We start from the raw sequence: 24,421 nt of genomic DNA, 5'->3' as shown, positions 1-24,421 counted from the left end.
GTATGCGCACCTGAAGCGAACTGCACTGCAGAAGAACCAAATCAGAGGATGTAAGATGATGGCAATCGCGGGGGCCTTGGTTGGCGCCGTTTGGGGTGGGGTCCTGGCAAAGCGCCGGAATGGCAACAGCCTTGATATTCTTCAATACGCTACAGGATATGCCATCGCTTTTGGCCTGGTGGCGTTCTTTCTTTCGATCGCAGTTGTGCGCCTGATGTAACGCGCCAGTAAGCGAGGCGAAAGCCGGACACCTTGAAGTCCGGCTTCCACTCTTATGTGGTCGCAGCGCCTGTTCCGTGCGAGCCAAGGGTATTTGCCGCAGTCTGGGCGGTGTGATCTTCCGGAGCTTTCAGAAGCCGTAAGGCATTGGCCACGACCAGCAAGGACACTCCGACATCCGCGGCGATTGCACCCCACATGGATGCCAGCCCAAAACCCGTCAGAGTCACAAACAATGCTTTGGTCGCAAGTGAGAAGCCGATGTTCTGACGGATGATCGACATGGTTCGACGTGAATGGTCGATCAGCCAGGGTACTTTACCGATGTCGTCGGTCATTAGAGCAATATCTGCGGTCTCAATAGCAGCGTCGGACCCAACTGCACCCATCGCGACCGCATAATGTGCCCGAGCCATCGCAGGTGCATCGTTGACGCCATCGCCGATCATCGCAACCATCTCGTGTTGCTCTGCCAGTTCTTCGATCGCAGCGACCTTGTCTTCCGGCAGAAGCTGGGCCCGGACTTCGTCGATGCCGACTTCGGCTGCTACCGCTCTCGCGGTTTGTTCGTTGTCACCTGTCAGCATGATGATTGACTTCACGCCCTGCGCGTGAAGCCGGGCAACGATGTTCTTGGCTTCGGGGCGAATGCGGTCCCGCAGCTCAAGCAAACCGGTGACTCCGTTCTCATCCCCGACAACCACAAGTGTGCTTCCCGCGCTCTCGATCTGGTTGCTCAATTCGGCAGGAATGGACGCGCCAAAGCCCTTCTCTACAGCGAAGCGGTCAGAGCCAAGCCAGATATTTCCGCGCTCGGTGCGGCCCTCAAGACCCCGACCGGGAACGGTTCGGATATCTTCAGCCGCAGATATCGAAATGTCGGTCTGTTCTGCCCTGGTGAGAATGGCGCGGGCCAACGGGTGTGAAGATCGAACCTCAAGGCTGGCAGCGCTTGCCAACAGTTCCCGCTCGGATGCGCCGCCCAGCGGATAGACATTGGCCACTTCAGGCTCGCCCATGGTGATCGTGCCGGTCTTGTCCATGGCCAGTGCGGTAGTGCGCCCGGGGGCTTCGATATATGCACCGCCCTTAATCAGAACCCCGGCCCGGGCCGAAGCGGTCAAAGCCGCAACGATTGAAACCGGCGTGGAAATGACGAGTGCACAGGGGCAGGCGATAACCAGAAGAACAAGTGCATTGTAAAACCAAAAGCCCCACGATGCGCCAAATGCAAGCGGTGGGATCAGGGCGATGGCCACTGCAACGACCATAACGATGGGCGTATAGATCCGCGCAAATTTTGTTACCCACTGCTCAACCGGCGCACGGCGCGCATGAGCATCACCGACCATCCGGATGATCTTGGCAAGCACGGTATCGGACGCTGTTTTCGTCGCACGTATTTTGAGGGTGCCTTCACCATTGATTGTGCCGGCGTAGACCTCATCACCCAGCTCTTTGGGGATCAGTGCGCTTTCACCTGTGATTGGAGCCTGGTCAACGGCACCGGCCCCTTCGATGACTTCCCCGTCAAGTGGAATGCGATCCCCACCCCGAACGATGAAGCTGTCGCCGACAAAGACATCCGCCGCCGGGACCGTTGCCTCTGAGCCGTCAGCACGAACCAGCCGAACCGTCGGGGGGGCCAGATCAAGCAGCGCGGATACTGCGTTGCGAGCCCGTCCGACACTCCAGCTTTCCAGATAAAGAGAGAGCGAAAAGAAAAATGCTACAGTTGCCGCTTCAAAAAACTCACCCAGACCGATGGCACCAGCGACGGCAACAACCATCAAAAGGTTCATATCCGGCGAAAGGCGCTGCGCCGAAGACCAGGCCTTGGGGGCCACCAGCCAGACGCCAAACAAGATCGCGACCGCGAACAAAGTGGCCTCGGGCAAAGGCATCGGAACCTCACCATGTCCCGAAAACAGTCCAAGCGCTCCGCCCATGCCTGTTTCGAAGATGTGCCAGCCAAAGCCTGCCGCCCAAAAACCTCCGCTGAGTGTGGTGAACCGTCGCTGACGCGCAATATGCGCCGCCTGATCCAGGGCGGCATTTCCGTCATCCCAAGGTTTGGCGTTCATACCGGTGCAGGCAACCAGCAGCATGACGTCTTCGTCAGAAAGCTTGGCAGCACTTTCAAGAAGCGTCATTCGACTGTTGATGACATCAAAAGCGAGATGCTCTTCACCACCAACTTTCGGGCCGATAACCCGGTTCAGGATCACAACCTCTTCGGCGCAATCGAGGCCAGAGACCTGAAAGCTTCTACCGCCGTCAGGAATTGGACCGGCGGGGGCGATGGCGCCACACCCGCCACTACTGCATGCGTGGTGACCATGTTTGTTTTCGTGGCCATGGTCGTGGCTATGGGTATCGGATGACATGATCGGACCTCAAGAATCTCTATGGTCCTTTGTAAGTAGTTCCTACAGTAACTAGAGCTTCAATACCTTTCTGAATTTTTTAGCATCCGGGTTCCTTGCGCGTGATACCGACACTCCATTCCTTCTTGCGGGCTGGTCGCGTGGATGCAATCTAGTCGCAGAGGACGCAAAAAATTCTGGAACAGGTCAATGCAGAAACGGATCGCAATTACCATCACGTTAGTCTCGATTACTGCCGGTTGCTCAGCCCAGTTCACTGGGGCCAAAAGCAAAGCACTTGAACCAGGCAACGTGCCAGATTCAGTCGTTGCGCTGGCAGGGCCGGGGCAGGATCTGGCCACGGCACGCCTTTTGCCAGAAGACAATTGCTTCTGGTATGAGCACAGCGGACCTGTCGAGACGACATTGGTACCATTGCGCGCGACGAATGGCGCTCCGATCTGCGCCGCGCGAGACGCCTGATAAAAAAGAGGGCGACGACGTCCACCTACGCTGCCCAAAATTTATGAGCGGGCTGTGACGCTATCTTCGGCCGAGTATAAATATGCGGTCGAGCCGATTCTTACATGTGGGTAGAGATCATTGATATGGGCCATGATCATTCTAACACATCCAGAACTTGCGCGACCACCGATGCTTCTAGGCTGAGGCGTGCCGTGAATTCTGAGATATGTATCTCGATTTCCAACGTATAGATAAAGGGCTCGAGAGCCGAGAGCATTACTTGGCCCGGGTTCCATACCATCCCGAAATTCCGCGTATTCGGGGTTGCGCTCGATCATTGAAGCCGTTGGCGTCCAATGTGGCCACTCGACCTTGCGCCGGATAGCATAGGTTCCGGGCTCGTAAAGGTTCCCTCGCGCGATCGCAACGCCATAGCGCATTGCGGTCCCGCCTTCCTCGATATGGTAAAGATAGCGCGCGACCGCATCGACATGGATGTCACCAGGAACCAAACCATCATTTGCTACGACACGTCGTGGTAAAAAACGGTCATGAACGCCCCATGGATTTGAGGTCGCTGGATCGTAATCAAATGGCGTGACCTGGCTGTCCCAATAGGTCTTTTGCGACGAGGTTGGCCATGTTTTGGCGATCAATGGACTGGCCGCAGACGCGGAAAACAGCGCAGTGGTTGATTGAATGAAATAGCGCCTTGTCAGCATAGATCTCAGCCTGGTTCACAAGTTCAATGTATTTGCATCGCATTTTCACGATCAAATTCGAGTCTTAAAGCCTCTAGCAGCTAGAGCTTCAAGAGGTTTCAGGTAACGCTTAGTTTATCCAGTCGATCAGGTGCGCGGTGGCGTGAACTCTGATTTGATCGAGTTTGCTTTGGACTGGGTCAAAAAAGCAATGGAAAGAACCGAAATGCCCATTGTAGTTGCTTCATGTTTTCGGTTTCCGACGATGCAAGCCAAAGGAACAAGACGGGAATTCGGCGCGGCTTTGCAACAGCTTATCTGTCCTTGGATACAGAGCGGCAAAAACCCGCGCGCACGCTGTACTTGCCGCTTAGACCCGCTGAATCCGCGTAGTTGTCTTCTCAGCCAGGAATGTCAATCAGGAGTCATCGCCGTCAGGCTGCACGGTCACTTTGGCCTCCACGGGCACACCCTCAACCATCAGAGGGCTGTGGCTGTTGCCATTGAGAGAAACTTTTACTTCAACATCGCCATCGGGGAGCGACGGAAGGTGTAACCAATTGGCATAAAGGCGGCCCAGCTTTTCGCCGTTGATATAAACATGCGCGTGACCTTCGCCTGGAACGTCAGCCGTGGAGGCATTTTCCGGAGCAAAGCGAAAGTTCTGCGGTGTCACACGCAGATTCCAGCCCGCCATAGGATCCTTAATCATCTGGATCGCCACACTGGGGGCGTCGCTGTCGGCAGGCAGATTAGTGGCAGCGGAGTGGTCGTGCGCTGCCATCTCCATGTTGCCGCCGTGTTGGGCCGGGTCAGTATGGTCATGGCTCTCAAAGGTGCTACCGCTGCTGGCGGCAATCACAAAGCCAGCACCGCCGCCAAAGACAAGTCCGATGGCAAAGAGAGCAAGAGAACGGGACATCTTGTCATCCTCAATAAAAAAAACCCGCCGGTGTAACCAGCGGGGTAGCAATGGAGGAGCGCGATCAGACTGCAGCGCCTGCGCGCTTGCCTTCTGTCTGCCAGAAGTGGCCGGTGAAACTGCCTAAGAGTGCCCAGGCGGCCATGCCGATGCCGAAGGCCCGGGCAGCAAAAAGCGCCCCGATCTCGGTCGGAACCGGCCCAGAGAAACTCTCAGGCTCAGGGGCCCCGATAATATGCGGTACCATTAGCAGCACGGCCGCAATCAGGTAGCTTACCAGGTTACCTCCAAAGGCAATCAGCCACATGGCTACGCCGGCTGCGGCAACGGTGACCGTCCACCAGATCTGACGCACTCCCACATCTGCTGCCGCTACGCCGGGAACTTCTGGAGCCAGTGACAAGCCAGGAGCAAAGTGGAAGGCGACAAAGCCCGCAAGACCCCAAAGCAGGCCGGTGCGGCCGTTGATCTCATGCCCCTGACGTTCGGCTACTGACATCAGCGCCGCCAGGACTAGCGCATAGCCGGTGTAGGTAAGCATGGTGAAGATAATGCTGAGACCATCGCGCATCGGCTCGGCGAACATGCCGGGCAGGTCGGGATGCGCAGTTACGGGATCAGCGCCAAAATGCACCAGGTCGCCGCCCTCATAGAGCTCGGCGTGAAGTAGCACTGGCTGCACGAAATACAACTGCAGAAGGGCGGCAATCAGCCCCGCTGCTGCACCAGCGAACAAGCCGCTGGTCAGAATACGACTGAACATTGTTTTAGTGGCAGGGGAAGCCAGTTGCGTGGCGCACATCATGAGCCGCGTCATGCAGGCCAGAAGCCTGAACATGGCCAGTCACGGTAATGATCCCTAGACCCAGAACCACGGCGAATACTGCAGGCAGAAAGGATGCGCCAGCGGCGGATGCCTTGATCGTTTTTGTCGTCATTTTAATCCTCCTCGCCGTCACACCCGACGGCATATGTTGTGTCCATCCTACGGCCGGTCTCCTGACTCGCAGGTCACAGCAGACTTCCCCCTTCCCAGCGCCATTACGCCAGTGGTATTGGAAGGCCGCTCGCCGCTCACAGTCGCGGGGGCGGTCAAGGCTTCAGTGCGGTAGTTTGGTGCACCGTCCTCATTCCCGTTTCAGTCCCAGTGCGTAGGCACCTTTGGACACCGTAGAAGCCTTTATTGTTCCATAGTGCTTTGTTCCGTCAAGTACGAAAGCGACATCATAGTATTCTGCAGCGGTCAATCTTAGGTAATGGCAGGCTTGGTTTAGATTTTAGCCGTTCAGTGCAGAAGGCTAAGTCGAAAAACACAAACTGTAAGCTGAAAACTCGACACCGGAGCTTTGGTCGGCAAGTTGCATGTTGGCTATCTTTTTTGTGCCGGTATACGTGCAATCGCCTTGAAACGTAGCTTACCTAGCTTCCTGGCGTCAGCGAAGTCGCCGTCAGTACTGTCCTCATACATCCGCATGAAGATCATTATGTCCGGAAGATCGACAACCGTAACCTCACCGAAAAGATAGGCGGTCTTGCCGCTTTGTCGCACCGCCAACGTCTGTGGTCGGTGACAACCGGACATGCAATCCACTTGCTGCAACTCGGCTTGCACCCCCGATGCCTCCAGCGTTGCGGCTAATTGATCATAAAGGGTGGAATCCGCGTCGCGGCAGGTTCTGCAAAGCGTGAGGTTAGGTAGGCACATGCGTCAGGCTGATCCTTGATCGAGAACTTCCATCTGAGATTTCATATTTGCTGGTCGGTTGTTAGCTCAGTTTCAATACGTGTTTTGACTCTAAGTCTGGAAAAGAGTCCATACTCAGGCAGGAAGGACACATGAGCCCTAGCCCTCGAAAACTTTGCAAATACACCGAGTGCGAGACGGGGATTTGGCAGGGCGAAGAAGCAACCATCAGACGAAAAAATTTTTAAGTTTCTACGTGAGACTGAGCTGAAGCAGGTGGTAGGCGATGAAGTGGAAACAGCTCACGCGAAACATCTTTGTTCTTCAATAATCTGAAACAGCATTGCCTCCGGGATCGGCTCGCCATGACACGCCTATTTTCAGGTCCGCGCGCACCGCGCCTCCCAAGGCGAATTCCGAGACGCGACAGGTTCTTGTTGCGCGTAACTAGGTTCGTTCTATCGTCAATTACAGTCTAGATCCGGGACATATAGCGGGGTTCGTGCTTGATGGTTACCTTTCGGTTACCACGACCGATCATGGGACTGAATGCGTAGCGACAACCGACGACATTCAAAAGGAAGTACGCTGATGCGAAACGCCTCGGCATTAACAACTTTTCTGTCTGCGTCACTACAACCGAGGATCGCCCATGCCGCCATCGGTTCTCGCCGCAACCCGGTGTGATGGGTGTTGTGATAACGGCATATCTCCGGGTGCAGCCAGTCTTCGAACTCCTCCAATGTCATCGACGCAGTGCCGGAGCCGTCGCATTTCCCCTTATCCTTGGGGGATAATTGCGTTCTTCCCTAAAGTAGATGAACGGCCTCCATGGTCGTCCTAATCAGGCGTTCGATATCTTCGCCGTAACGCGCTCGACCCGGTGGCCTTTACTTGACGGAGATACTCCAATCTGAGCGGGTCAAATGGAAGGTTTCGCTGCGGAAACGCGCCCATTGTCTACGTGTATGGCTTGCGGAATCCCAACAGTAGGCCAATACGACACCTCCGAGATATCTGGCGCGCGGATCGAATTCGTTCACACGCAATGGTGCAAACACAAGCAGATGGACGAGTCGGACTGAGCATCGAAACTCAACTATGCGCCCAGAACAATGCAGGTCGTGACATCAATTGCGAGAGGCAACCAATGTCTACCCAATGGTTTAGCCGCTAGAAACCTGTACCCAACGATCAGGGTGAATCGGGTCCTGTATTCGTAGGAAAAGATACCTTGTTTCCTTCCACGTTTTGATCCTGTTGGTAACATTGTCCAGAACCAAATCGCCTTCACTCGAGCGATAGACTAGAACAGCATGGCCATTGCGATTGGTGTCCAAGACGGTCGCGATTAGTAGCTTCGTAGGATCCACACCGTTCTGCACAAGTTCAAACTTCTTTTGCAAAGCGAAGTCTTCGCAATCTCCTGACCCTTGCGTCGGCAGTGTCCAGTATTCCTTTGTCCCGTATTGGCTTTGATCCGAAACGGCACGGATTCTCCGATTGACGCGCGTGTTGATCGTTTTAACGATCTGATTTTCTTGTGCCACGGACAGACCAGAACTACGAGCGCTCGCGCACGCCCAAGAGTAATCTTTGCATAGTGTTTTGGCACCGGATGGCGCTTCAATCTTTCTGTCAAGACCGATCGAGGGAAGCTCAGAGGCTTGTAATGTAGCGGCAGACACAAAAAAGCTGCATATAAAACAGATCATTGGGAGATAACCCAGCAGGTTTTTCGATAACATTCTCTGAACTAACGTGGGATTTGTCATATCTGCCTTCTCCATGCTCGTTCCTCGAAGGTATCCAAACTTCCGGGGCCAATGTATTTTATTCCAAGCCTTCATGTGCCTTGAGGCATTGCAACTGCTTCTTAGCCTCTAGGGGTAAAGCGGCAAAAATTTGCAGATTCTTTGGTATTTCTTCCTTAGTTGACAGCATCAGAGCATCCACGCCATCACCAGTCCGGCATAGCTAACAGCGCGAACTAGAGGGTAAGCTGATCGCAATTCTCTCATTCAACAAAAATACAACACAGATCGGCCGTCATCGCTTAAGGTTACGAAATACTGGGACAATGAAGCCGCTCCTCCCCAAACTGAGACAGGCAGTTTCGGTTTTTCCGGGCGCTGCAATTAGTGACCGCTAATGACATCTTTGACGACAGGCTCGTTGAGCAACGCCGTTAGCAGGGGGCATGCTGCTCCTTCAGTACAGGTCTGCACAAGTTCTACCAATGCTTGCTCCAGCCGTTGGAGAGCGGCGATCTTTGACCTGACCTTGTCGAGATGTTTTGTTGCGACGTCTTCGGCGTCACGACAGGCTTGCTCCGGCGCTTTGGACAATTCGCGAAGTGCGCATGCATCCTGAATAGTGAAGCCAAGATCGCGGCAGCGTTTGATGAATCTGAGCTCGGATATTTCCCGTTCCGTGTAAGCGCGGCGCCCCGAGGCGGTTCGACCGGTTTTCTCGACTATGCCTTCCCGTTCGTAGTAGCGGATCGTCTCGACCGACAGGCCGGTCAATCTCGCCACTTCGCCAATCGCAATCATGTGATGACCTTTCCCTTGAACCTGTAGCCACTACAGGATGCATATTGTCGGTCATGATGTCGAATTTCGCAAACCGCACGAAGCAAAAATCGAGGAAGCCGAACCGGCTTCCGCTCAAGATCGTCAAAGTCGGAGAAAGCAGACTATGAGCAAGTTTGTAGGGGCGAGTTTTCTTGGATCGTTTACCGCATTTGGCGTTGCGACCTGCTGCATCTTGCCGATGGCCTTGATTTTACTTGGCTTGGGAGGGGGCTGGCTGGCCGTATTTGGCAAGATTGCCGCCGCGAGTTATTACGTGCTCGGCGGTTCGACGGCCCTGCTGTTTCTCTCTGGCATCGTCGCGTACCGCCATGGTTCACTCGACCGCCTCAAATGGTGGCTGACAGGCAGTTTTGCGTTAACGACCATCGCTTGGGTTATCGTACTCAACGAAATCCGAATAAATGATTTCCTGATAACCTTAATGTGACGCCATGAGTGAAGAACGCCCGAACCTTGTCAGCACGATCATCTGCCCGGAATGTGGACATTCAAGACCTGAAACGATGCCAACAGATGCGTGCCAGTGGTTCTACGAATGCACATCTTGCGGAAAAGTCCTGAAGCCACTTCCCGGCGATTGCTGCGTCTACTGTTCCTACGGATCGGCCCCATGCCCGCCAATTCAGGCGGGCGACAAATGCTGCGGTTGATACGGCGACCGGGATGTCGGTTTTGTCCGCAAAGCCGGTCATCAGGCTTGGCGGACGCAGGTATTTTTTCACCGTAGGCTGGAACTTGCCCGGTAGGACAAGGCAGGCGTGAAGTCACGGATCAACTGGTTTGCCGTGAAGAATGTCACGTAAACCGGGCAGAACAAGCGAGCGCCGTGTTTTTCAGGATCTTGCCAGCGCCGTCGGGACTTCATACGGCCGGGTAGCTGGCAAACACCTCTGTGGTTCCATCCTTGCGGATCAGGAAGACGTCAAAGGCTTCGCGTTCGCTTTCCGGCCCCATGCCTGGCGAGCCGAACGGCATTCCGGGAACCGACAGTCCGACAGCATCCGGGTGTTCGCCCAGCAGGCGCCGGATGTCAGCGGGCGGGACGTGTCCTTCGATCATGTAGCCCTCCGCGCGGCCCGTGTGGCATGACATCATGCCCTCTGGAATACCGTTGGCGGTTTTGTAAGCGTTCAAGGCCTCCCAGGCACTGTTTTCCACGCTTAATTCAAAGCCTTCCGCCCGCATGATTTTGATCCACGAGCCGCAGCATCCGCAATTCGGATCCTTCAGGACATGGATGAAACGGTCGGTTTTCGCGAAGGCGGGAAGCGCCGCGCTTCCCGCAAGGGCCGCGGCTCCTTGCATCACGCGGCGGCGGCTCAGGTTATTCGTCGTCATGTTCCCTCCGGGGAAAACTTGTCTTGAACCGATGTGAAAGCGCACCGGCAGGGTTGAATGCGGATCGCAGATACGAGACTGCCATATTCGTTACCCTCGGATACTCATCAGATATGGCTTTCTGGGCGACGGAGGGATTTCTCACAATGATCTGGCGCAAACTCTGCTCGGAGACGGAACCCTCGCTCTCCTTTTTTCGCTGCACCAGCCACTCTGGGTCTTGCTTGGCAATAACCCGGTTCGCAAGCAACTCCGCTACCCTCCGATCAAGGCCGGAATTGCGCCTATTTCTCACTGCTGCGTTCTATGGCACCCACGATCGAACAGTTCTGAATTCCACCACGCCCCGGACACGCCGCTATCAGCTCGTCCAGATTGTTCCTCAACCGTACAAGCCCGTCGATCCGTTCCTGAATTTCGTCCCGCTTTTTGCGCGCTCTGGCCTGCATCGCGACGCACTCGGTATTTGGTACCGTGCGCAACTCCAGAATTTCCGCGATTTCTGCCAGCGAAAATCCGAGCTTCTTAGCGCCGGATATGAATTTCAGCCGCCAAAGCGTGTCACCACCATAGTCCCGCGCGCCGCCGTCAATTGGGCGCGGCGGCTGAGTGACAAGGCCCTTCCTTTCATAAAATCGGATCGTCTCGACGCCTATCCCGGTCTCGCGCGCGGCCTGGCCGATCTTAAGTGGTTGCATCGCGGTCTCCCTCCTTCACCGGCATCTTGACACCGTATCATGATACGGAGGTTAAAACATTGGGGTCTTGGTGCTTGCGAGGATGTCATATGCGGATCTTCCTGAAACGGTGGCTGCTGCCGATATTCGGCTCCGCCCTGGCGCTCTATCTGGTGTTTGCGCTCTACGGCAGCCTCGATTTTGCGCTGTTTCTGCAGGGCCTGCGCGGAGCCAACATGTTCTGGATCGCGATTCTTGCCGCCACCATCCTGCTGGAGCAGCTGATGAGCGGCTGGAAGTGGCGGCAGATCCTGTTCGACGTGAAACCGGTCGGCACCCTGCGGCTGACGGGGGCGCTACTGGCAGGTTATGGCGCAAATGTCCTTGTCCCGCTCGGCATCAGCCCGCTGGTCCGGGCCTGGCTGGTTGCTCGGCTCGACCGCTTGAAGATGGCGACCGTGCTTGCAACCGCGATCATCGCCCGGTTCCTCGACGGCGTCGTTTTCGCCCTTTTTGCCGGAGCGGTGGCCGCCGCCGGCCAGATTCCACAGATCGAGGGTGACCTGCGGCTGGGATTGAGCGTTGCGGGCCTGTTGAACCTGATGCTTTTCGGCAGCCTGCTTTGGGTTCTGTTCCGGTTCCGCGCGTCACTTCTGAGCGAAGACCCTCTGGTCTGCCGACTCTTCGACTGGGCTGCCGCCCGCATCGGGGCCGATGGCGCGTATCTGCGCACCGCGCTCGGTGAAGGGATTGTCTGGCCACAGGCACGGGCCCGCCGCATCGCCGCCATTGCCGCAGCCATTGCGGGTAAGCTGGTGGCGACAACCCATTTCCTGTGGGCCGGGCTGGCGGTTGGCGTGGTGCTGAGCGCGTGGGATTACCTGTTCCTGATGGTGTTTGCCGGGTTCGCCATGGTTCTGGGTCGTTTCGTGCGCATCCCGGCGAGCTTTGTCTTTGGGGCGGGGTTCGCGCTCAAGGTGCTTGGCGTTCCGGACGAAACCGCCCTTCTGATGATCCTGTTCAACTATGTGCTGACGATCCTTCTGGTGGTCGGGATCGGCCTGACGGTGTTGTGGCAGAGCGGCATCGACATCCGCCGCGCCCGGGCGGAGGCAGAGGCGGCGAATGGCAAGGCGTAATCCCGAAGACACGAGATTTTGGCGGATCGCCGGTGCTGGTGCGGTGTTTCAGGGCGGGTCGGCGGCGGTGGACAGCGCGACGGTAGTGGCCAGTCTGGTGCATATGCTGACCGGTAGCGCGCTGGCCGTGGGCTATGCCAGCACGGTCCTGCGTCTTGGCTGGCTGCTGCCCCAGTTCGCGGTGGGCTACCTCGCCGAGCGCACCGATCGGCGGATGCCGTTCTACGCCCTTGGTGCCTATGGGCGGGCGATCACGGTCGCGATGATTGGTATTCTTCTGTGGTGGGGGGCCGACTGGCCTCAGGTCGATTGGCCTCCGGTTCCGCTGGCGCTCGGGATGCTGGGATTGTGGACGGTCTATGCCTTTGCCAGCGGCGTGGTCGCGGTGCCCTACAACGACATCGTCGGCCGGGCGATCCCGTCCGAGCGCCGCAGCCGGATGTTGGCCTGGCGCTTTTTCGGCGGCGGTGTTCTGGCGGTTCTGGTGGCGGGCGTTCTGCGACTCGCGCTCGACGTGATGCCGCCGCTCAGGGCCTATGCGCTGATATTCTGGCTCGGCGCGGTGCTGATGATCGTCTCTGCGACGCTTTTTGTCTCCGCGGGTGAGGCCGCTACCGCTGCAAGGGCGCCACGGGACCGTCCTGCCAATCTGCCTGGATTTCTGCGCGAAGGTTTCTCGACGCTGCGGCAGGACCGCCGGTTCCGGCTGTTCCTGATCTTCCAATGGCTTGGTGCAGCGACGCTGATGGCGTTGCCGTTCTATGTCGTTGCCGCCAGCCGCAGCGGCCTCGGGGCGGCGGATGTCGGAACGCTGTTGGCGGCGCAGACTGTCGGCGCGCTGGCCTCGAATCCGCTCTGGGGCCACATCGGAGACCAGGCGGGCAAATTGCGCCTGCTGGGGATAGTGGCACTGGTGCGTCTCGGACCTCCGGTGCTGGTTTTGCTGCTTGTGGTCACGGGTTCGGGGCTGACCAGTTTCGCGGTGCTGTTCTTCCTGATCGGCGCGATGATGAACGGCGTGACCATCGGCTATCTCGGCTACTTGCTGGAGATCTCGCCCGACGACCGCCGCCCGGCCTATTCCGCGTGGTTCAACAGCTTTGCGGCCCCGGCGGCGCTGGCGCCGCTTGTGGGCGGTGTGGTGGTCAGCATGATCGCCATCGAAGCCGTGTTCATCGCTGCGATCCTGGCCGCGCTGGGACAGGTCGCGATCGCCGCGCGGCTTACACGGGGTTGAAATAGCACCTTGTTCAGGACCAAAGCGTTTCCTCTCAACCCGCAATTCAGATGCGATCCTGTCAAAAGGCAAGATGGCATGTCTAAACATGGGCGAAGCAGAAACCTTGAGCGCAGCGATTAGAATTGTTCCGTTCAGAACATGACGGCGAGGTCTCTTCTCGAAAACTCCAGAAAGCGGGGTACATGTCGAATTCCGCCACATAGCATCGCGGCGCTGATCGAGGGATATTCGAGGACTGACAAACGAACCTGGTGAGGCACGCGCCTCTGAACAAAGTTCACCGCGCCGTCACCCAATTTTGACCCGTGTGTCGGTGACGAACTCGTAAGGGGGCAGATCGAGGTTGCGGGGCGCGGGGCCTTTCCGAATTCTACCAGACGTGTCGTAATGTGAACCGTGACACGGACAGAACCAACCGTCCCAGTCTCCGGTGGGTTCGCTGCCGCCCTGCCCGAGTGGTATGCATCCCAGATGGGTGCAAACGCCAATAACTACCAGCCATTCCGGTCGCTGTACGCGCTCGGCGTCAGGTTGCGGGTCGATCATTGGTGCATCGTCTTCTGCTATCGCCAGCGCGATCCGCTCTTTAGTCCGGTGGTCTATAAAGATCGGCTTGCCTTTCCATTTAACAGTGATCCTCGTTCCTGGTCCGACACCTTCAAGATCTATGTCGACAACGGCTTGGGCGGAGATGTCTGCACTGGGGTTCATGCTGTTAACAAGTGGCCAGACCGCCGTGCCCGTGGCCACGATGGCGGCACCGCCGGTGACGAAGTATAAGAAATCGCGCCGAGTTTCAGGCTCTGAAGGTGCCTGTCTTTCAGAAAATTCAGACATATTGTTCCTCCTGTGCGTCAGGACGGGTTCATCGAATGATAGGACTCGGACGAGGTGGATCAGTCGCCTTGGTCCTCTTCTTCACCGCGATGCCCCATTCCCTATTCATCAGAGTGATCTTCGTCGGTGTCACCGTGCAATGCCTTTACAGGCAGTGCACCGGCCGTCAGGTGCAGTTCAATTGCTGCTCTCCGAATTGGATTTGCTAACATGGCAATTTCCCTTCCTTATTGGGTTACAAATTTGTTCTGATCAGTTGGCCGTTGCTGCTCCTTGTTGCGCAGTGTTCTTGCCGCAAAGCCTCCAGCCATACAGGGCGCCGTTCTCAGTGTTTGCCGTGGCCGCGATGCATTAAGAAATGCATGCCCACGCAGACCAGCAAGAACAGCAACGGAGAACTGAGCAAAGGATAGAGTGTCTCGCGGTATTCCCAGCCCAGAACAGCGGCGCCCAACGCGATCGCAATGACAACCGGGAGCCAATTACGCTTGGCACCGTTGGCCGTCTGATCTTCGGTTTTGGGCGCTTCGGCCGTTACGTCATAGCTGACCCTTTCGGTCGTCTCCTGTGTGGCGCGGGTTTCGTCGAAATTTGATTGGGTCATAGCTGATTTGCCTCCTTTTCGATGATCCATTGTTTGAGAAAGATGCGCTCATAGACGAAGACCAAGCCGATGCCAGCAACGGCATATACTACGATCATCGGGTCGGAGCGCAGCTTGAGTATTGTGAACGCGGTCAGGACTACGCAGTCCAGCGCCAGGGCGGTTAACAAGACCCATCCACGGGCTTTGATCTGACCGCGCAAGCGTCGCCAGACACCCCAATGCACCGCCATGTCCATCACCAGGTAAAAGAACGCCCCCAACGAGGCGATGCGAGACAGGTCGAACAACACCGCAAGCAGGCCCGCAATCACGACCGTGTAGATCAGCGTGTGAGACTGGATGCTGCCCGTCATGCCGAAATGGCTGTGCGGGATCATTTTCATGTCGGTCAGCATCGCCAGCATCCGGGACACAGCAAAAACGCTGGCGATCAGCCCCGAGGCCGTCGCCACCATCGCCAGCGCCACGGTCAGGTAGAACCCGCCCTGCCCCAGCACCGGCCTGGCAGCCTCGGCCAGGGCATAGTCCTGCGCCGCGCGGATTTGCTCGGGCGGCAGGCTGACACCGACGGCAAGGGCGACCAGCAGGTAGACCACCGCGCAGATCGCGATCGAGATCATGATGGTGCGCCCGACATTGCGGTGCGGGTCGAGGATCTCGGCCCCGCTGTTGGTGATGGTGGTAAAGCCCTTGAAGGCGAGGATCGACAGGGCTACCGAGGCGACGAACCCCAGCGGCGCGGCCGGTTCCGAGCCCTGAACCTGCCAGGTTCCGCCCGCAGCCCAAAGTGCGGCGATGCCGAATATTGCGATCCCGCCGATCTTGAGCGCCGACATGATGATCGACCACAACCCCACGGACCGGTTGCCCGACCGGTTCACCGCATAGGCAAAGACGATCAGCGCAACCGCGACCAAAGGCACCAGCGGTCCGCTCTCGATGTTGAACGGGCGGAGCGCATAGCTCGCGAATGTACGCGCGACGAGGCTTTCGTTGATCACCATCGACAGCGCCATCAGCAGCGAGGCCGCCGCCGCAACCGCCCCGGGCCCGTAGGCCTTGGTCAGGATCATGGCGATGCCGCCCGATGAGGGCCAGGCGTTGGACATGGCGATATAGGTATAAGCGCTGAAACCCGTCACCACGGCCCCGACCACGAAGGACAGCGGAAACCACGGCCCCGCCAGCCCGGCGATCTGTCCGGTCAGTGCAAATATCCCCGCGCCGATCATAACGCCGGTACCCATGGCGACGGCCCCGGTCAGCGAGATTGATCCGGGCTTCAGCGCGCCACTGGCGCCGTGCGTACTATGCTTGTGCGTGCTCAAATCTTCGCCCCCCGCAATCGCAGCGCATTTAACACCACTGAAATCGACGAAGCGCTCATGGCGAAGGCGGCGAACATCGGGCTGATCAGGATGCCGAAAAGCGGGAACAGAAGACCCGCCGCCACCGGAACGCCCGAGGCGTTGTAGATCAGGGCAAAGAATAGATTCTGCCGGATATTGCGCATGGTAGCGCGGGCCAGCCTTCGGGCGCGCACGATGCCATCGAGGCTACCGTTGACCAGCGTGAAGCCTGCACTTTCGATCGCCACGTCGGCGCCGGTGCCCATGGCGATGCCCACATCGGACTGCGCTAACGCGGGTGCGTCGTTCACTCCGTCACCCGCCATGGCGACCTTTGCGCCTTTCTCCTGCAGTTCGCGAATTATGCGGGCCTTGTCCTCAGGTAGAACGTCGGCTCGAATCTCATCGATACCCAGACGTTCGGCCACCGCCTTTGCAGTGCGTTCGTTGTCGCCAGTCGCCATGATAATTCGGAAACCCAACTCGTGCAGTGCTTTCAGTGCTGCAGGCGTGGTTTCCTTGACCGGGTCTGCGACGCTGACCAACCCTGCCACTGAACCATCAAGCATCACGAACATTACCGTTTCGCCGTCATCCCGGCGCGCATCGGCCTTGGCCGTCAGATCGGTCGCCTCGAGTCCGAGATCGGTGACCAGTTTCAGGTTGCCGAGCGCGACGGGGCGGCCATCCACCGTGCCTTTCACGCCTTTACCAGTCACCGCCTCGAAGTCACTGGCGTCGGACAGGGCCACGCCACGTTCCTCGGCACCTGTGACGATTGCCTCAGCTAACGGGTGCTCCGAGCCCTTCTCCAGCGTCGCAGCCAGCCGCAGCACCTCGGCCTCGTCATGGCCGGGTTCAGGTAACACAGCCACCAGCTGCGGCTTGCCCATGGTCAGAGTGCCAGTTTTGTCGACGATCAAGGTATCGACCTTCTCGAACCGTTCCAGAGCTTCGGCGTTTTTGATCAAAACTCCGGCTTGTGCACCTCTCCCCGTGGCCGTCATGATCGACATCGGAGTGGCCAAGCCAAGCGCGCACGGGCAAGCTATGATCAGTACCGACACCGCTGCGATCAAGGCGTAGGAGAGTGCCGGAGCCGGTCCCCAAACCGCCCATGCAATGAAGGCCAATACAGCGATGCCAATGACCGCTGGCACGAACCATCCGGCAACTTTGTCGGCGTATTTCTGGATCGGTGCGCGCGAGCGTTGCGCGTTGGCCACCATTTCGACAATCTGGGACAGCATTGTGTCAGAGCCCACTCGGGTTGCTTCGATTACAAGACTACCGGTGCCGTTGATTGTGGCCCCTGTGACCGGCTCGCCTTGTACCTTTTCGACCGGAACCGGTTCGCCAGAGATCATGCTTTCGTCAACAGATGAGCGCCCTTCGAGTACAATGCCGTCTACTGGCACCTTGTCGCCGGGGCGTACGCGAAGGCGGTCACCTACCTGTACTTCTTCAAGCGGAATTTCCTCTTCACTGCTGTCAGGGCGGATAATGCGGGCGGTCTTTGCGGCCATGTCCAGCAAAGCGCGGATTGCCTTTCCTGTGCCTTCGCGTGCCCGCAGTTCCATCACCTGCCCGAGCAGAACAAGTGTAACGATAACTGCGGCAGCCTCGAAATAGACCCCAACATGGCCTTCTGAATCTCGAAAACCGTCCGGAAATATGTGGGGCATCAATACGGCGACAACGCTGAACAGCCACGCGGCCGAAACCCCCATGGCAATCAACGAGAACATGTTCAGGTTCATGGTGCGAAACGAATTCCACCCTCGTTCCAGAAATGGCCAACCGCACCAAAGAACGACCGGAGTGCCAAGTATCAGTTCAATCCATAGGGTTGTTCGCTCACCAAAAATCTCTCGCACACCAGACAGCCCAACGTAGGGGCCCATCGTGAAAACCAAAAGCGGCAGCGTCAGAACCGCACCTACCCACAGGCGCCGGGTGAAATCCACCAGTTCCGGGTTCGGCCCCTCGTCCACCATCGCCGCGCTTTCCAGCTCCAACCCCATGCCGCAGAGTGGGCAGGACCCAGGATGGGTTTGCCGCACCTGCGGATGCATCGGGCAGGTATATACGGGTCCGTCATAGCCTGTCGGAACGATGTCATATTCACCGTTGTCGTCCGTCGCGCCATGATGCGCGGAATGATGGTGATGCGCATGCGCATCCACCTCGCCCTCGGGCACAAGGTGCATCCCGCATTTGGGACAGTCGCCGGGCCCAGATTGACGCACGTCAGAATGCATGGGGCAGACGTAAGCGATCTCGGTCGGACCGTTCGCGTGGATTCTGATGTCGTGGTCTTCTGTCATGTTCTGCTCCCTGGTTTAAGCTTTGGTCGTAGAGCCGTTTAATTACACAATGCCGGGCACAGTCCTTCAGGGCAGAACAACCATCTGGTGGCCCTCACCCAGTATCGGCACTTCGGTAATAGCCGTCAGGCTGACTTGATCGACGATCCAGACCTTCGGTTCGGTTCGGCTTGATACCATCACTTTGCCTGAGTTCGGTATGGTCGTCAGGTGATAGGGTGCCGGTGACAGGTTGGTCGAGCGCTGTTTGCCCGTAGCAAGATCAATCGACAACAACCGGTCGGTGCCTTTGGCGGCCACGAACAGTACGGCCTCGCGGTCGGACAGGCCGATCCCGTGCAACTCGCCTCCTATGTCATAGGTTTCGGTGACAGAACCGCTGGCAAGATCTACGCGGAAGGCCTTGCCACCATCACTGTCGGCTACGAAGGCGGCGCTGCCGGTGGCGTTAAGTACAAGATGCTCAGGGCCTTCGCCGACGGGGATGTTGCGTACGACGAAGCCTTTGACGACATCCACTTCGCTAAGTGTACCGTTGCTGGTATTGGTGACATAGACCCTGTCGCCGTCAGGCGCGAATACCGCATAGTTGGGCATTGGCCCGGTTGCTACGAAACCAAGGAAGCTGAGCTTATCGAGATCGACGATCGAAATACCGTCACCGCCCGGATGGGTCGCCACCGCGAACTGCCCATCGGGCGAGACCGCAGTGTGATGCACCGCACCTGGAACCTCGATCTGGCGGACGACCTCGCGTGTTTCCGCATTAAGGATCGTCAGCAGGCTCCGCCCCTTGTCTTTGGGCAACACGGTGACATCGCGCTTGGCGTGGTGCGCGGCGTGTTCGTCCTGGGACATACCTTCGGGTTTTGGTGGCGTTGTGGCCTCGGTTTCTGCGTAGCTGCCCGCGACCAAGTACTTAACGCCGGGCGCGCCGGCCAGCCCATGGACCGCCACGAGCCTCGGCAGCCGCTCGACGGTCTTGCCGGTTTCGGAGTCGATCACCAGAACCGAGTCCGCGCTGCCTTCGGGAATGAACACGGTTGCCGCAAGCGTGAGTGAAGGCGCGGTCAAAGCTACTACAGACAGGCCAGCGGCCAGATTGAACAGGGTCATTTAGGTTTCCTTTCGTCAACTGAAACGCGCACCTTGGCGGGCACGTGCAGAAAAATCCGGTAGATGACGGCCATCAGGAAGGGCGTCAAAAGCAGGGTCAGAGCGATGGCCTTCATGGCTTTGTCCATTCAATCAGTTGAGTTTTGTGCGAGCCGCAAAGACATTGAACAGTCCGCCGAACAGCAACGCGGCGTACCAGCCGTAGAGAAACGCCCATAACAGTCCCAACAGGAATGAGGGCAGGCTGAGCCAAGTCATTCCGGGCATCAGGCCGATCCAAGCCCGGTACATGGCAAAACTTGGAAAGATCAGGTCAAAGGCCACGCACAGCAGGTAGGTTGCGGCCAGAAACAGGCTGAGCGCCCAGCCAAGGGTTGTCACCGGAACAACGGGATGATGTTCTTGTGTCCCCATCACACAGGGACCACAGGTCAGGCGCAACAGTGCGAATAGCACCACGCCCGTGACGAAAAAGTACAGAATGGTAAGCATGGTAAGTGTCCTGAACTGAGTTGGGCCGCAATCAACGGCTTGGGCAAGACCCCGGAGCGATTCCGGGGCCATTGCCGGTCACGTTCAGGACAGGTTTGGCGGATGTGGTAGTGGTGCGACCGGCAGGCTTGCGCGTGGCCGGAACCGTTCTGGCGCTACGAGCGTAGCAATACGCATCGAGAGCAATTCAGGTGCCGCCATAACTGCCATCGCATAACAGCCCGGGTGCACTGAGCAGTCTAATTCTTCTGATGGATGAGACGCGGGATACCCACCGCTGTCATCGATAACGAGCTCGGCCTGGGTGGCGGCCTTCGCGATGTCATGCCCGGCATGGGACGGCACAACAGAAATCAGCATCGAAACCACCAACGCACAGATCAACAGGACCTGCAGCCGGCCCATGGCTCGACCCGTCCGTGTCGCAGTTGATATCCATTGTGCGCGGATCACTTAGGGTTTCCTCCATTCTCCAACAGTTTAGGACCGCTTGGATCGGTCGCATTGATCTGGCTCAATTCGTGGTCTGAAGAGCCAACGGGCATCTTGCGTTTCCAAGCCAACCAAATAAGTGGCGCCCCCGTCAACAGCCCAAGCCCGATAACCGCAAGGCTGGTGCCGCCCGTCGCGGTTTCGGTAATCTGGCTGCCCAGATGGGCCAAAACGAAACTGGCCGGCAAGATTCCAGCCAAGGTGGCCAGTGCGAACCGCCAAAATTGAAGTCGGGTCAGACCAGCGGCATAGCTGACCATGTCGAAAGAAACGAAAGGCATCAGGCGGCTGGTGAACACGGTCAACATCAGGGCATTCTGCGATCCAAGCAACCCCATGTCCAGCTTGTCGCCGAACCACCGGCGCAGCGCGTCGCGCCCCAACCAACGGGCTATCAGGAACGCCAGCAGCGCCCCCAACTCCGCCCCGATAGCAACCAATGCGGTTCCCGGCCCATGCCCATATGCCACCCCGGCGGCGACAGCGATCGGAGCGCTGGGGATTGGGCTGGCAACCACTGCGGCTGTCATGAAGCCGATGATGACAATGGGTCCGAACGGGCCGGCCCAATCCACCCACGCAGTAATGACTTCGCGCGATAGTCCTGCGTCCAACGCGCCAGACAGCCACAACCAGATGGTGGCGATCAGCAACGCGATCAAAACCGCGATGAAAACCAAACGGCTATTGCTGTGCAGGCCTTCCAGCTTTCGTTCCTCCTATGACATAGCCCTCCACCCCTATACGGGAGTGACGGATTCCGAGGTCACTTAGCGATGTATTTGACCAGTGCCACGATCGCCAGAACGATCAACACTGCAATCAGCAACATCCAAATCATGCCAAACCCCATTCCAGCGCCATACCCCATCATCGCTTTGTTCCTCAGTGGTTTGTGGCCGAGTGCGATGACCCGGCTACACGGTTGCGTTTCAGTTGTTGGTTTCAGAAGACTTTGTCACAGGTTTCGAGGACTTCATGCCGTGTTTCGGCGACATCGTCTTCGCGCCTTTCTCGATTTCCCCTGTGGTCACCGCGCCATCGCCATTGGCATCCAGATGCTGAAATCGGTCCACCATAGTTTCGCGGATCATTCCGGAATGCAGCGCTTCGAACTCATCAATCGACAGGTTGCCATCTCCATTAACGTCATGCGCCTGCATCCGGGCCTTCAGACCTTCGGCGATCTCAGATTCGCTCGGGCGACCGTCCTCGTCCATGTCCAGAACCTCCATGTCCAGAACCGCCAGCCAGTTGCCGCCCATCATACCCTTACCATGCATACCACCCATCATCTGACCATGCATTTTCATCATCACTTGCATCATGCCTGCGTGATCGCCCATCATACCGCCGGGCGCACCCTGCATCATGCCGCCCTGATGGCCCTGCATCTGCGCGCTGCTGCCATGCTGACCGGCGGCAAGCGCGGGCAGCGCCATCAAAGTCGCGGCAATGGCTCCGGCGGCCAGCGTGAAGGTAACTTTCATGACTTTCACCTCTCGGGTTTTTGTTTCTACACAAAGCATATGGCCGCCCTCGGCCGCGCCACCACCCTCCTACTCAACCCGGTTTGTATCGTTGTGTCGCAGCCGGCCCAACTGATACAAAGGGTTACAAAAAAGCCGGGATTTGTACCGCGCCGAGGCCTATGATCGCGCCATGACCGAAGCACCACATATCTTGATTGTCGACGACCACCGCGAAATCCGTGATGCTGTCAGCCGTTATCTGGAAAAGAATGGGTTGCGCGCCAGTACCGCGCGCGACGCAACCGAGATGGACGCGCGACTGGCGGCCGGTCGGATTGACCTTATCGTACTCGATATCATGATGCCGGGCGAAAACGGATTGTCGGTCTGCCGCCGCCTGTCCGCGGCCGGTGGCCCGCCGATCCTGATGCTGACAGCCCTCAGCGATGACACCGACCGTATCGTGGGTTTAGAGATCGGCGCCGATGACTACCTGCCCAAACCATTTAACCCACGTGAATTGCTGGCCCGGATCAAGGCGATCCTGCGGCGTTCCGAAACCACCGCCCCTCCGGCTGGCGATCTGAGCGGCAAACGGATCGCCTTTGGGAGCTGGGTTCTGGATGCCGACAGTCGCACCTTGATATCCGCCGAAGGGGCCGAAGAAAGTCTGACCACCGCCGATGTCCGGCTGCTGGCCGTATTCCTGCAGCGGCCCCGCAAACTCCTGTCGCGAGACGAACTGCTGGACTTGACCGCCGGCCGCAGCCCGCACTTGTTCGACCGTACGATCGACAACCAGGTCAGCCGCTTGCGTCGCAAGATCGAAGCTGACCCAACGCGCCCGAAGCTCATCACCACGGTAAGGGGCGGCGGTTATTGCCTGTCGACCGACGTGCGCGAGCTTACGGAATGAAAGGCTTTGCCCAAAGTCTGCGCGGTCAGCTTATCCTTTTGATCATCGCCGCGCTGACTGCCGCGCAACTGGTCAGCCTGTGGCTGTTCGTCGACGAACGCTCAATGGCAGTTCATATGGCCCTTGGCCTGGAAACCGCCGGACGCGCCGCAAACATCGCGCGGCTGATTGAAGAAGCTCCACCCGAGATGCACGACGCGATCCTGCGGGCAGCAAGCTCTCCACTGGTGCGTTTCAGCCTTACAGATACGCCCGCGGTCGATCACACAGGACATAGCGCTGGTGGGACGGTCGAAAACACAATCCGCAGAATTCTGCCAGGCTATGAAAACCGTCCCATCAGGGTAGAGTTACATGAGTTCTCTCCCGATATGCTGCCGGTCGAAGGTGTTCCGTCTACAATGGCTGAAATGCACATTGCAATGATGCGTGATCACGTTTCCGCAATTGAGATGCAGCTGTCGATCGCTCTGACGACCGATCAATGGCTCAACGTGGATACCCGGTTCCATAACCCTCCTCTGCAATGGCCTTTGCAGTCCTTCGTCAGCTTTGGTTTAACTGCAACTTTAATTCTTGGAGCAGCCATTTGGTTTCTACTGACACGGCTGACCGGCCCGTTGCGCCGCCTGTCACTGGCTGCAGACCAGTTTGGTCGCGGTGAAGACGTCCAGGAACTGACGGTTTCTGGTCCGACCGAGGTGCGAGATTTGACACAGGCGTTCAACCATATGCGTGACAGGCTGACTCGCTATGTTGCCGATCGGACCAGGCTATTGGGGGCGCTGGGTCACGATTTGCGGTCGCCACTGACGGGATTGCGGGTTCGCGCCGAACTGGTGGAGGAAGAGGAGACCCGTGACCATCTGATCGAGACCATCGAGGAAATGCAGGAGATGGTGAACTCTACCCTGTCATTTGCCAAGGGCGTGGCCACGCACGAACCTTCCAGTACCGTTCGAATTGGTGAATTCGTAACCAAAACGACCGAAGACATTGTGCAAGCCGGTAACACGGTTGAAGTATCGGTAGCAGACAATCCGGCCGTCACGCTTCGGCCGATGCTGATGAAGCGAGCTCTACGCAATATCATTGAAAACGCCTGCCGGTATGGTGCCCGGGCCAACGTCTCGGTCATGCAAGAGGGGAATGAGGCAAAAATATTGATCCAGGATCAGGGGCCCGGCATCCCCGAGCATATGCTCGATGCGGTATTCGACCCATTCGTGCGGCTTGAAACATCCCGCTCGCGAGAGACTGGCGGAACCGGCTTGGGGCTGTCGATCGCACGTACGATCATCCAGTCGCACGGTGGCACGATAGAATTGCTAAACGGGGAAACTGGCGGCTTGTGCGCTAAGGTGGTTCTGCCAGTTTTTGAGGGCCAAACGTAACTTGTGAACACAATCGGCACGTTCTGAAAGCTTATTGGAAGCGCACCGCTTTGGGCCAGTATCAGGTGTGG

27 protein-coding genes and 1 riboswitch are annotated in these 24,421 nt (G+C 57.7%); of the genes, 8 read left to right on the top strand and 19 right to left on the bottom strand.

Annotated features, from left to right (window positions below; translation table 11 throughout):
* Positions 1 to 55 precede the first annotated feature (55 nt).
* On the top strand, positions 56 to 220 hold the full coding sequence (locus ACXAET_RS21980) for a hypothetical protein (RefSeq protein ID WP_170481525.1): 165 nt from the start codon (positions 56 to 58) through the stop codon (positions 218 to 220).
* Positions 221 to 272: 52 nt separating this feature from the next.
* Here ACXAET_RS21980 and ACXAET_RS21975 read toward each other — a convergent pair whose 3' ends face one another.
* Positions 273 to 2,606 carry a heavy metal translocating P-type ATPase gene (locus tag ACXAET_RS21975; protein ID WP_209251492.1) on the bottom strand — a complete coding sequence of 778 codons (2,334 nt, stop codon included), beginning with the start codon at positions 2,604 to 2,606 and terminating at the stop codon, positions 273 to 275.
* 189 nt (positions 2,607 to 2,795) lie between these two features.
* Here ACXAET_RS21975 and ACXAET_RS21970 point away from each other — a divergent pair, with 189 nt between their 5' ends.
* The gene (locus ACXAET_RS21970) at positions 2,796 to 3,068 is read left to right on the top strand and encodes a hypothetical protein (protein WP_209251491.1); all 273 of its coding nucleotides are present in this window, start codon (positions 2,796 to 2,798) and stop codon (positions 3,066 to 3,068) included.
* Positions 3,069 to 3,109: 41 nt separating this feature from the next.
* On the opposite strand, the gene ACXAET_RS21965 is transcribed toward ACXAET_RS21970, so the two are convergent.
* The 7 genes from ACXAET_RS21965 to ACXAET_RS21935 form a co-directional block, all read right to left on the bottom strand.
* Positions 3,110 to 3,772 carry a L,D-transpeptidase gene (locus ACXAET_RS21965; protein ID WP_170634676.1) on the bottom strand — a complete coding sequence of 221 codons (663 nt, stop codon included), beginning with the start codon at positions 3,770 to 3,772 and terminating at the stop codon, positions 3,110 to 3,112.
* Positions 3,773 to 4,169: 397 nt separating this feature from the next.
* On the bottom strand, positions 4,170 to 4,673 hold the full coding sequence (locus tag ACXAET_RS21960; protein WP_170634678.1) for a hypothetical protein: 504 nt from the start codon (positions 4,671 to 4,673) through the stop codon (positions 4,170 to 4,172).
* A gap of 64 nt (positions 4,674 to 4,737) precedes the next feature.
* On the bottom strand, positions 4,738 to 5,436 hold the full coding sequence (locus tag ACXAET_RS21955) for a CbtA family protein (protein WP_170634742.1): 699 nt from the start codon (positions 5,434 to 5,436) through the stop codon (positions 4,738 to 4,740).
* Positions 5,437 to 5,440: 4 nt separating this feature from the next.
* Positions 5,441 to 5,611, bottom strand: a complete 171-nt coding sequence (locus ACXAET_RS21950; RefSeq protein ID WP_170481539.1) for a CbtB domain-containing protein — start codon at positions 5,609 to 5,611, stop codon at positions 5,441 to 5,443.
* 34 nt (positions 5,612 to 5,645) lie between these two features.
* Positions 5,646 to 5,861, bottom strand: a riboswitch (cobalamin riboswitch).
* Positions 5,862 to 6,042: 181 nt separating this feature from the next.
* Entirely contained in the window at positions 6,043 to 6,378 is a 336-nt protein-coding gene (locus ACXAET_RS21945; RefSeq protein WP_170634680.1) for a DUF1636 family protein, read from the bottom strand.
* Positions 6,379 to 7,523: 1,145 nt separating this feature from the next.
* On the bottom strand, positions 7,524 to 8,147 hold the full coding sequence (locus tag ACXAET_RS21940; protein ID WP_247748073.1) for a transglutaminase-like cysteine peptidase: 624 nt from the start codon (positions 8,145 to 8,147) through the stop codon (positions 7,524 to 7,526).
* A 348-nt stretch (positions 8,148 to 8,495) separates the two neighbouring features.
* Positions 8,496 to 8,912: a MerR family transcriptional regulator gene (locus tag ACXAET_RS21935; RefSeq protein ID WP_170634682.1), complete on the bottom strand. Its 417-nt coding sequence runs from the start codon at positions 8,910 to 8,912 to the stop codon at positions 8,496 to 8,498.
* Positions 8,913 to 9,057: 145 nt separating this feature from the next.
* On the opposite strand from ACXAET_RS21935, the gene ACXAET_RS21930 reads away from it, so the two are divergent.
* Both ACXAET_RS21930 and ACXAET_RS21925 read left to right on the top strand, forming a co-directional pair.
* The gene (locus ACXAET_RS21930; protein ID WP_170634684.1) at positions 9,058 to 9,381 is read left to right on the top strand and encodes a hypothetical protein; all 324 of its coding nucleotides are present in this window, start codon (positions 9,058 to 9,060) and stop codon (positions 9,379 to 9,381) included.
* A 4-nt stretch (positions 9,382 to 9,385) separates the two neighbouring features.
* Complete coding sequence (locus tag ACXAET_RS21925) at positions 9,386 to 9,604, top strand: GDCCVxC domain-containing (seleno)protein (RefSeq protein WP_247748072.1); 219 nt, start codon at positions 9,386 to 9,388, stop codon at positions 9,602 to 9,604.
* 211 nt (positions 9,605 to 9,815) lie between these two features.
* Here ACXAET_RS21925 and ACXAET_RS21920 read toward each other — a convergent pair whose 3' ends face one another.
* Both ACXAET_RS21920 and ACXAET_RS21915 read right to left on the bottom strand, forming a co-directional pair.
* Positions 9,816 to 10,292, bottom strand: coding sequence for a DUF411 domain-containing protein (locus tag ACXAET_RS21920; RefSeq protein WP_170634686.1), 477 nt, complete (start codon positions 10,290 to 10,292; stop codon positions 9,816 to 9,818).
* A gap of 284 nt (positions 10,293 to 10,576) precedes the next feature.
* On the bottom strand, positions 10,577 to 10,990 hold the full coding sequence (locus ACXAET_RS21915; protein WP_170634687.1) for a heavy metal-responsive transcriptional regulator: 414 nt from the start codon (positions 10,988 to 10,990) through the stop codon (positions 10,577 to 10,579).
* Between the two features lie 89 nt (positions 10,991 to 11,079).
* Here ACXAET_RS21915 and ACXAET_RS21910 point away from each other — a divergent pair, with 89 nt between their 5' ends.
* Together ACXAET_RS21910 and ACXAET_RS21905 are read left to right on the top strand one after the other, a co-directional pair.
* A complete protein-coding gene (locus ACXAET_RS21910) occupies positions 11,080 to 12,108 on the top strand; it encodes a lysylphosphatidylglycerol synthase domain-containing protein (RefSeq protein ID WP_170634689.1) in 1,029 nt (342 codons plus the stop codon).
* A complete protein-coding gene (locus ACXAET_RS21905; RefSeq protein WP_170634691.1) occupies positions 12,095 to 13,345 on the top strand; it encodes an MFS transporter in 1,251 nt (416 codons plus the stop codon). Before ACXAET_RS21910 ends, ACXAET_RS21905 begins: the two co-directional genes overlap by 14 nt.
* A 291-nt stretch (positions 13,346 to 13,636) precedes the next feature.
* On the opposite strand, the gene petA is transcribed toward ACXAET_RS21905, so the two are convergent.
* The 9 genes from petA to ACXAET_RS21860 all read right to left on the bottom strand — a co-directional run bounded on the left by petA (position 13,637) and on the right by ACXAET_RS21860 (position 22,058).
* The gene (gene petA / locus ACXAET_RS21900) at positions 13,637 to 14,185 is read right to left on the bottom strand and encodes a ubiquinol-cytochrome c reductase iron-sulfur subunit (protein WP_170634693.1); all 549 of its coding nucleotides are present in this window, start codon (positions 14,183 to 14,185) and stop codon (positions 13,637 to 13,639) included.
* Between the two features lie 325 nt (positions 14,186 to 14,510).
* The gene (locus ACXAET_RS21895; RefSeq protein ID WP_170634695.1) at positions 14,511 to 14,789 is read right to left on the bottom strand and encodes a DUF2933 domain-containing protein; all 279 of its coding nucleotides are present in this window, start codon (positions 14,787 to 14,789) and stop codon (positions 14,511 to 14,513) included.
* Positions 14,786 to 16,120, bottom strand: coding sequence for an APC family permease (locus tag ACXAET_RS21890; protein ID WP_267362941.1), 1,335 nt, complete (start codon positions 16,118 to 16,120; stop codon positions 14,786 to 14,788). The genes ACXAET_RS21895 and ACXAET_RS21890 overlap by 4 nt, the downstream gene beginning before the upstream one ends.
* A complete protein-coding gene (locus ACXAET_RS21885; protein WP_170634748.1) occupies positions 16,117 to 18,402 on the bottom strand; it encodes a copper-transporting P-type ATPase in 2,286 nt (761 codons plus the stop codon). The genes ACXAET_RS21890 and ACXAET_RS21885 overlap by 4 nt, the downstream gene beginning before the upstream one ends.
* A gap of 132 nt (positions 18,403 to 18,534) precedes the next feature.
* Positions 18,535 to 19,584: a YncE family protein gene (locus tag ACXAET_RS21880; protein ID WP_170634697.1), complete on the bottom strand. Its 1,050-nt coding sequence runs from the start codon at positions 19,582 to 19,584 to the stop codon at positions 18,535 to 18,537.
* 132 nt (positions 19,585 to 19,716) lie between these two features.
* Complete coding sequence (locus ACXAET_RS21875) at positions 19,717 to 20,076, bottom strand: hypothetical protein (RefSeq protein ID WP_170634699.1); 360 nt, start codon at positions 20,074 to 20,076, stop codon at positions 19,717 to 19,719.
* Positions 20,077 to 20,160: 84 nt separating this feature from the next.
* Positions 20,161 to 20,529: a hypothetical protein gene (locus ACXAET_RS21870; RefSeq protein ID WP_267362940.1), complete on the bottom strand. Its 369-nt coding sequence runs from the start codon at positions 20,527 to 20,529 to the stop codon at positions 20,161 to 20,163.
* Complete coding sequence (locus ACXAET_RS21865; protein WP_371811950.1) at positions 20,526 to 21,248, bottom strand: TVP38/TMEM64 family protein; 723 nt, start codon at positions 21,246 to 21,248, stop codon at positions 20,526 to 20,528. Before ACXAET_RS21865 ends, ACXAET_RS21870 begins: the two co-directional genes overlap by 4 nt.
* 252 nt (positions 21,249 to 21,500) lie before the next feature.
* Entirely contained in the window at positions 21,501 to 22,058 is a 558-nt protein-coding gene (locus ACXAET_RS21860) for an EF-hand domain-containing protein (protein WP_247748071.1), read from the bottom strand.
* A gap of 172 nt (positions 22,059 to 22,230) precedes the next feature.
* On the opposite strand from ACXAET_RS21860, the gene ACXAET_RS21855 reads away from it, so the two are divergent.
* On the top strand, positions 22,231 to 22,956 hold the full coding sequence (locus tag ACXAET_RS21855; protein ID WP_170634701.1) for a response regulator: 726 nt from the start codon (positions 22,231 to 22,233) through the stop codon (positions 22,954 to 22,956).
* Positions 22,953 to 24,350 (top strand): ATP-binding protein, encoded by a 1,398-nt coding sequence (locus ACXAET_RS21850; protein WP_170634703.1) that lies wholly within the window; start codon positions 22,953 to 22,955, stop codon positions 24,348 to 24,350. Before ACXAET_RS21855 ends, ACXAET_RS21850 begins: the two co-directional genes overlap by 4 nt.
* The last annotated feature ends 71 nt before the right edge of the window (positions 24,351 to 24,421 follow it).

The sequence above is a fragment of the Ruegeria sp. AWH4_226 genome (assembly GCF_056159225.1).
Note: the sequence above shows the minus strand (reverse complement) of the source record. Positions and strands in the feature narration are given on the sequence as shown.

Excerpts from the sequence above, each read along its gene's own strand:
- ACXAET_RS21980 (WP_170481525.1), top strand. The coding sequence starts at position 56 with ATGATGGCAATCGCGGGGGCCTTGGTTGGCGCCGTTTGGGGTGGGGTC.
- ACXAET_RS21975 (WP_209251492.1), bottom strand. The coding sequence starts at position 2,606 with ATGTCATCCGATACCCATAGCCACGACCATGGCCACGAAAACAAACAT.
- ACXAET_RS21970 (WP_209251491.1), top strand. The coding sequence starts at position 2,796 with ATGCAGAAACGGATCGCAATTACCATCACGTTAGTCTCGATTACTGCC.
- ACXAET_RS21965 (WP_170634676.1), bottom strand. The coding sequence starts at position 3,772 with ATGCTGACAAGGCGCTATTTCATTCAATCAACCACTGCGCTGTTTTCC.
- ACXAET_RS21960 (WP_170634678.1), bottom strand. The coding sequence starts at position 4,673 with ATGTCCCGTTCTCTTGCTCTCTTTGCCATCGGACTTGTCTTTGGCGGC.
- ACXAET_RS21955 (WP_170634742.1), bottom strand. The coding sequence starts at position 5,436 with ATGTTCAGTCGTATTCTGACCAGCGGCTTGTTCGCTGGTGCAGCAGCG.
- ACXAET_RS21950 (WP_170481539.1), bottom strand. The coding sequence starts at position 5,611 with ATGACGACAAAAACGATCAAGGCATCCGCCGCTGGCGCATCCTTTCTG.
- ACXAET_RS21945 (WP_170634680.1), bottom strand. The coding sequence starts at position 6,378 with ATGTGCCTACCTAACCTCACGCTTTGCAGAACCTGCCGCGACGCGGAT.
- ACXAET_RS21940 (WP_247748073.1), bottom strand. The coding sequence starts at position 8,147 with ATGGAGAAGGCAGATATGACAAATCCCACGTTAGTTCAGAGAATGTTA.
- ACXAET_RS21935 (WP_170634682.1), bottom strand. The coding sequence starts at position 8,912 with ATGATTGCGATTGGCGAAGTGGCGAGATTGACCGGCCTGTCGGTCGAG.
- ACXAET_RS21930 (WP_170634684.1), top strand. The coding sequence starts at position 9,058 with ATGAGCAAGTTTGTAGGGGCGAGTTTTCTTGGATCGTTTACCGCATTT.
- ACXAET_RS21925 (WP_247748072.1), top strand. The coding sequence starts at position 9,386 with ATGAGTGAAGAACGCCCGAACCTTGTCAGCACGATCATCTGCCCGGAA.
- ACXAET_RS21920 (WP_170634686.1), bottom strand. The coding sequence starts at position 10,292 with ATGACGACGAATAACCTGAGCCGCCGCCGCGTGATGCAAGGAGCCGCG.
- ACXAET_RS21915 (WP_170634687.1), bottom strand. The coding sequence starts at position 10,990 with ATGCAACCACTTAAGATCGGCCAGGCCGCGCGCGAGACCGGGATAGGC.
- ACXAET_RS21910 (WP_170634689.1), top strand. The coding sequence starts at position 11,080 with ATGCGGATCTTCCTGAAACGGTGGCTGCTGCCGATATTCGGCTCCGCC.
- ACXAET_RS21905 (WP_170634691.1), top strand. The coding sequence starts at position 12,095 with ATGGCAAGGCGTAATCCCGAAGACACGAGATTTTGGCGGATCGCCGGT.
- petA (WP_170634693.1), bottom strand. The coding sequence starts at position 14,185 with ATGTCTGAATTTTCTGAAAGACAGGCACCTTCAGAGCCTGAAACTCGG.
- ACXAET_RS21895 (WP_170634695.1), bottom strand. The coding sequence starts at position 14,789 with ATGACCCAATCAAATTTCGACGAAACCCGCGCCACACAGGAGACGACC.
- ACXAET_RS21885 (WP_170634748.1), bottom strand. The coding sequence starts at position 18,402 with ATGCATTCTGACGTGCGTCAATCTGGGCCCGGCGACTGTCCCAAATGC.
- ACXAET_RS21880 (WP_170634697.1), bottom strand. The coding sequence starts at position 19,584 with ATGACCCTGTTCAATCTGGCCGCTGGCCTGTCTGTAGTAGCTTTGACC.
- ACXAET_RS21875 (WP_170634699.1), bottom strand. The coding sequence starts at position 20,076 with ATGCTTACCATTCTGTACTTTTTCGTCACGGGCGTGGTGCTATTCGCA.
- ACXAET_RS21860 (WP_247748071.1), bottom strand. The coding sequence starts at position 22,058 with ATGAAAGTTACCTTCACGCTGGCCGCCGGAGCCATTGCCGCGACTTTG.
- ACXAET_RS21855 (WP_170634701.1), top strand. The coding sequence starts at position 22,231 with ATGACCGAAGCACCACATATCTTGATTGTCGACGACCACCGCGAAATC.
- ACXAET_RS21850 (WP_170634703.1), top strand. The coding sequence starts at position 22,953 with ATGAAAGGCTTTGCCCAAAGTCTGCGCGGTCAGCTTATCCTTTTGATC.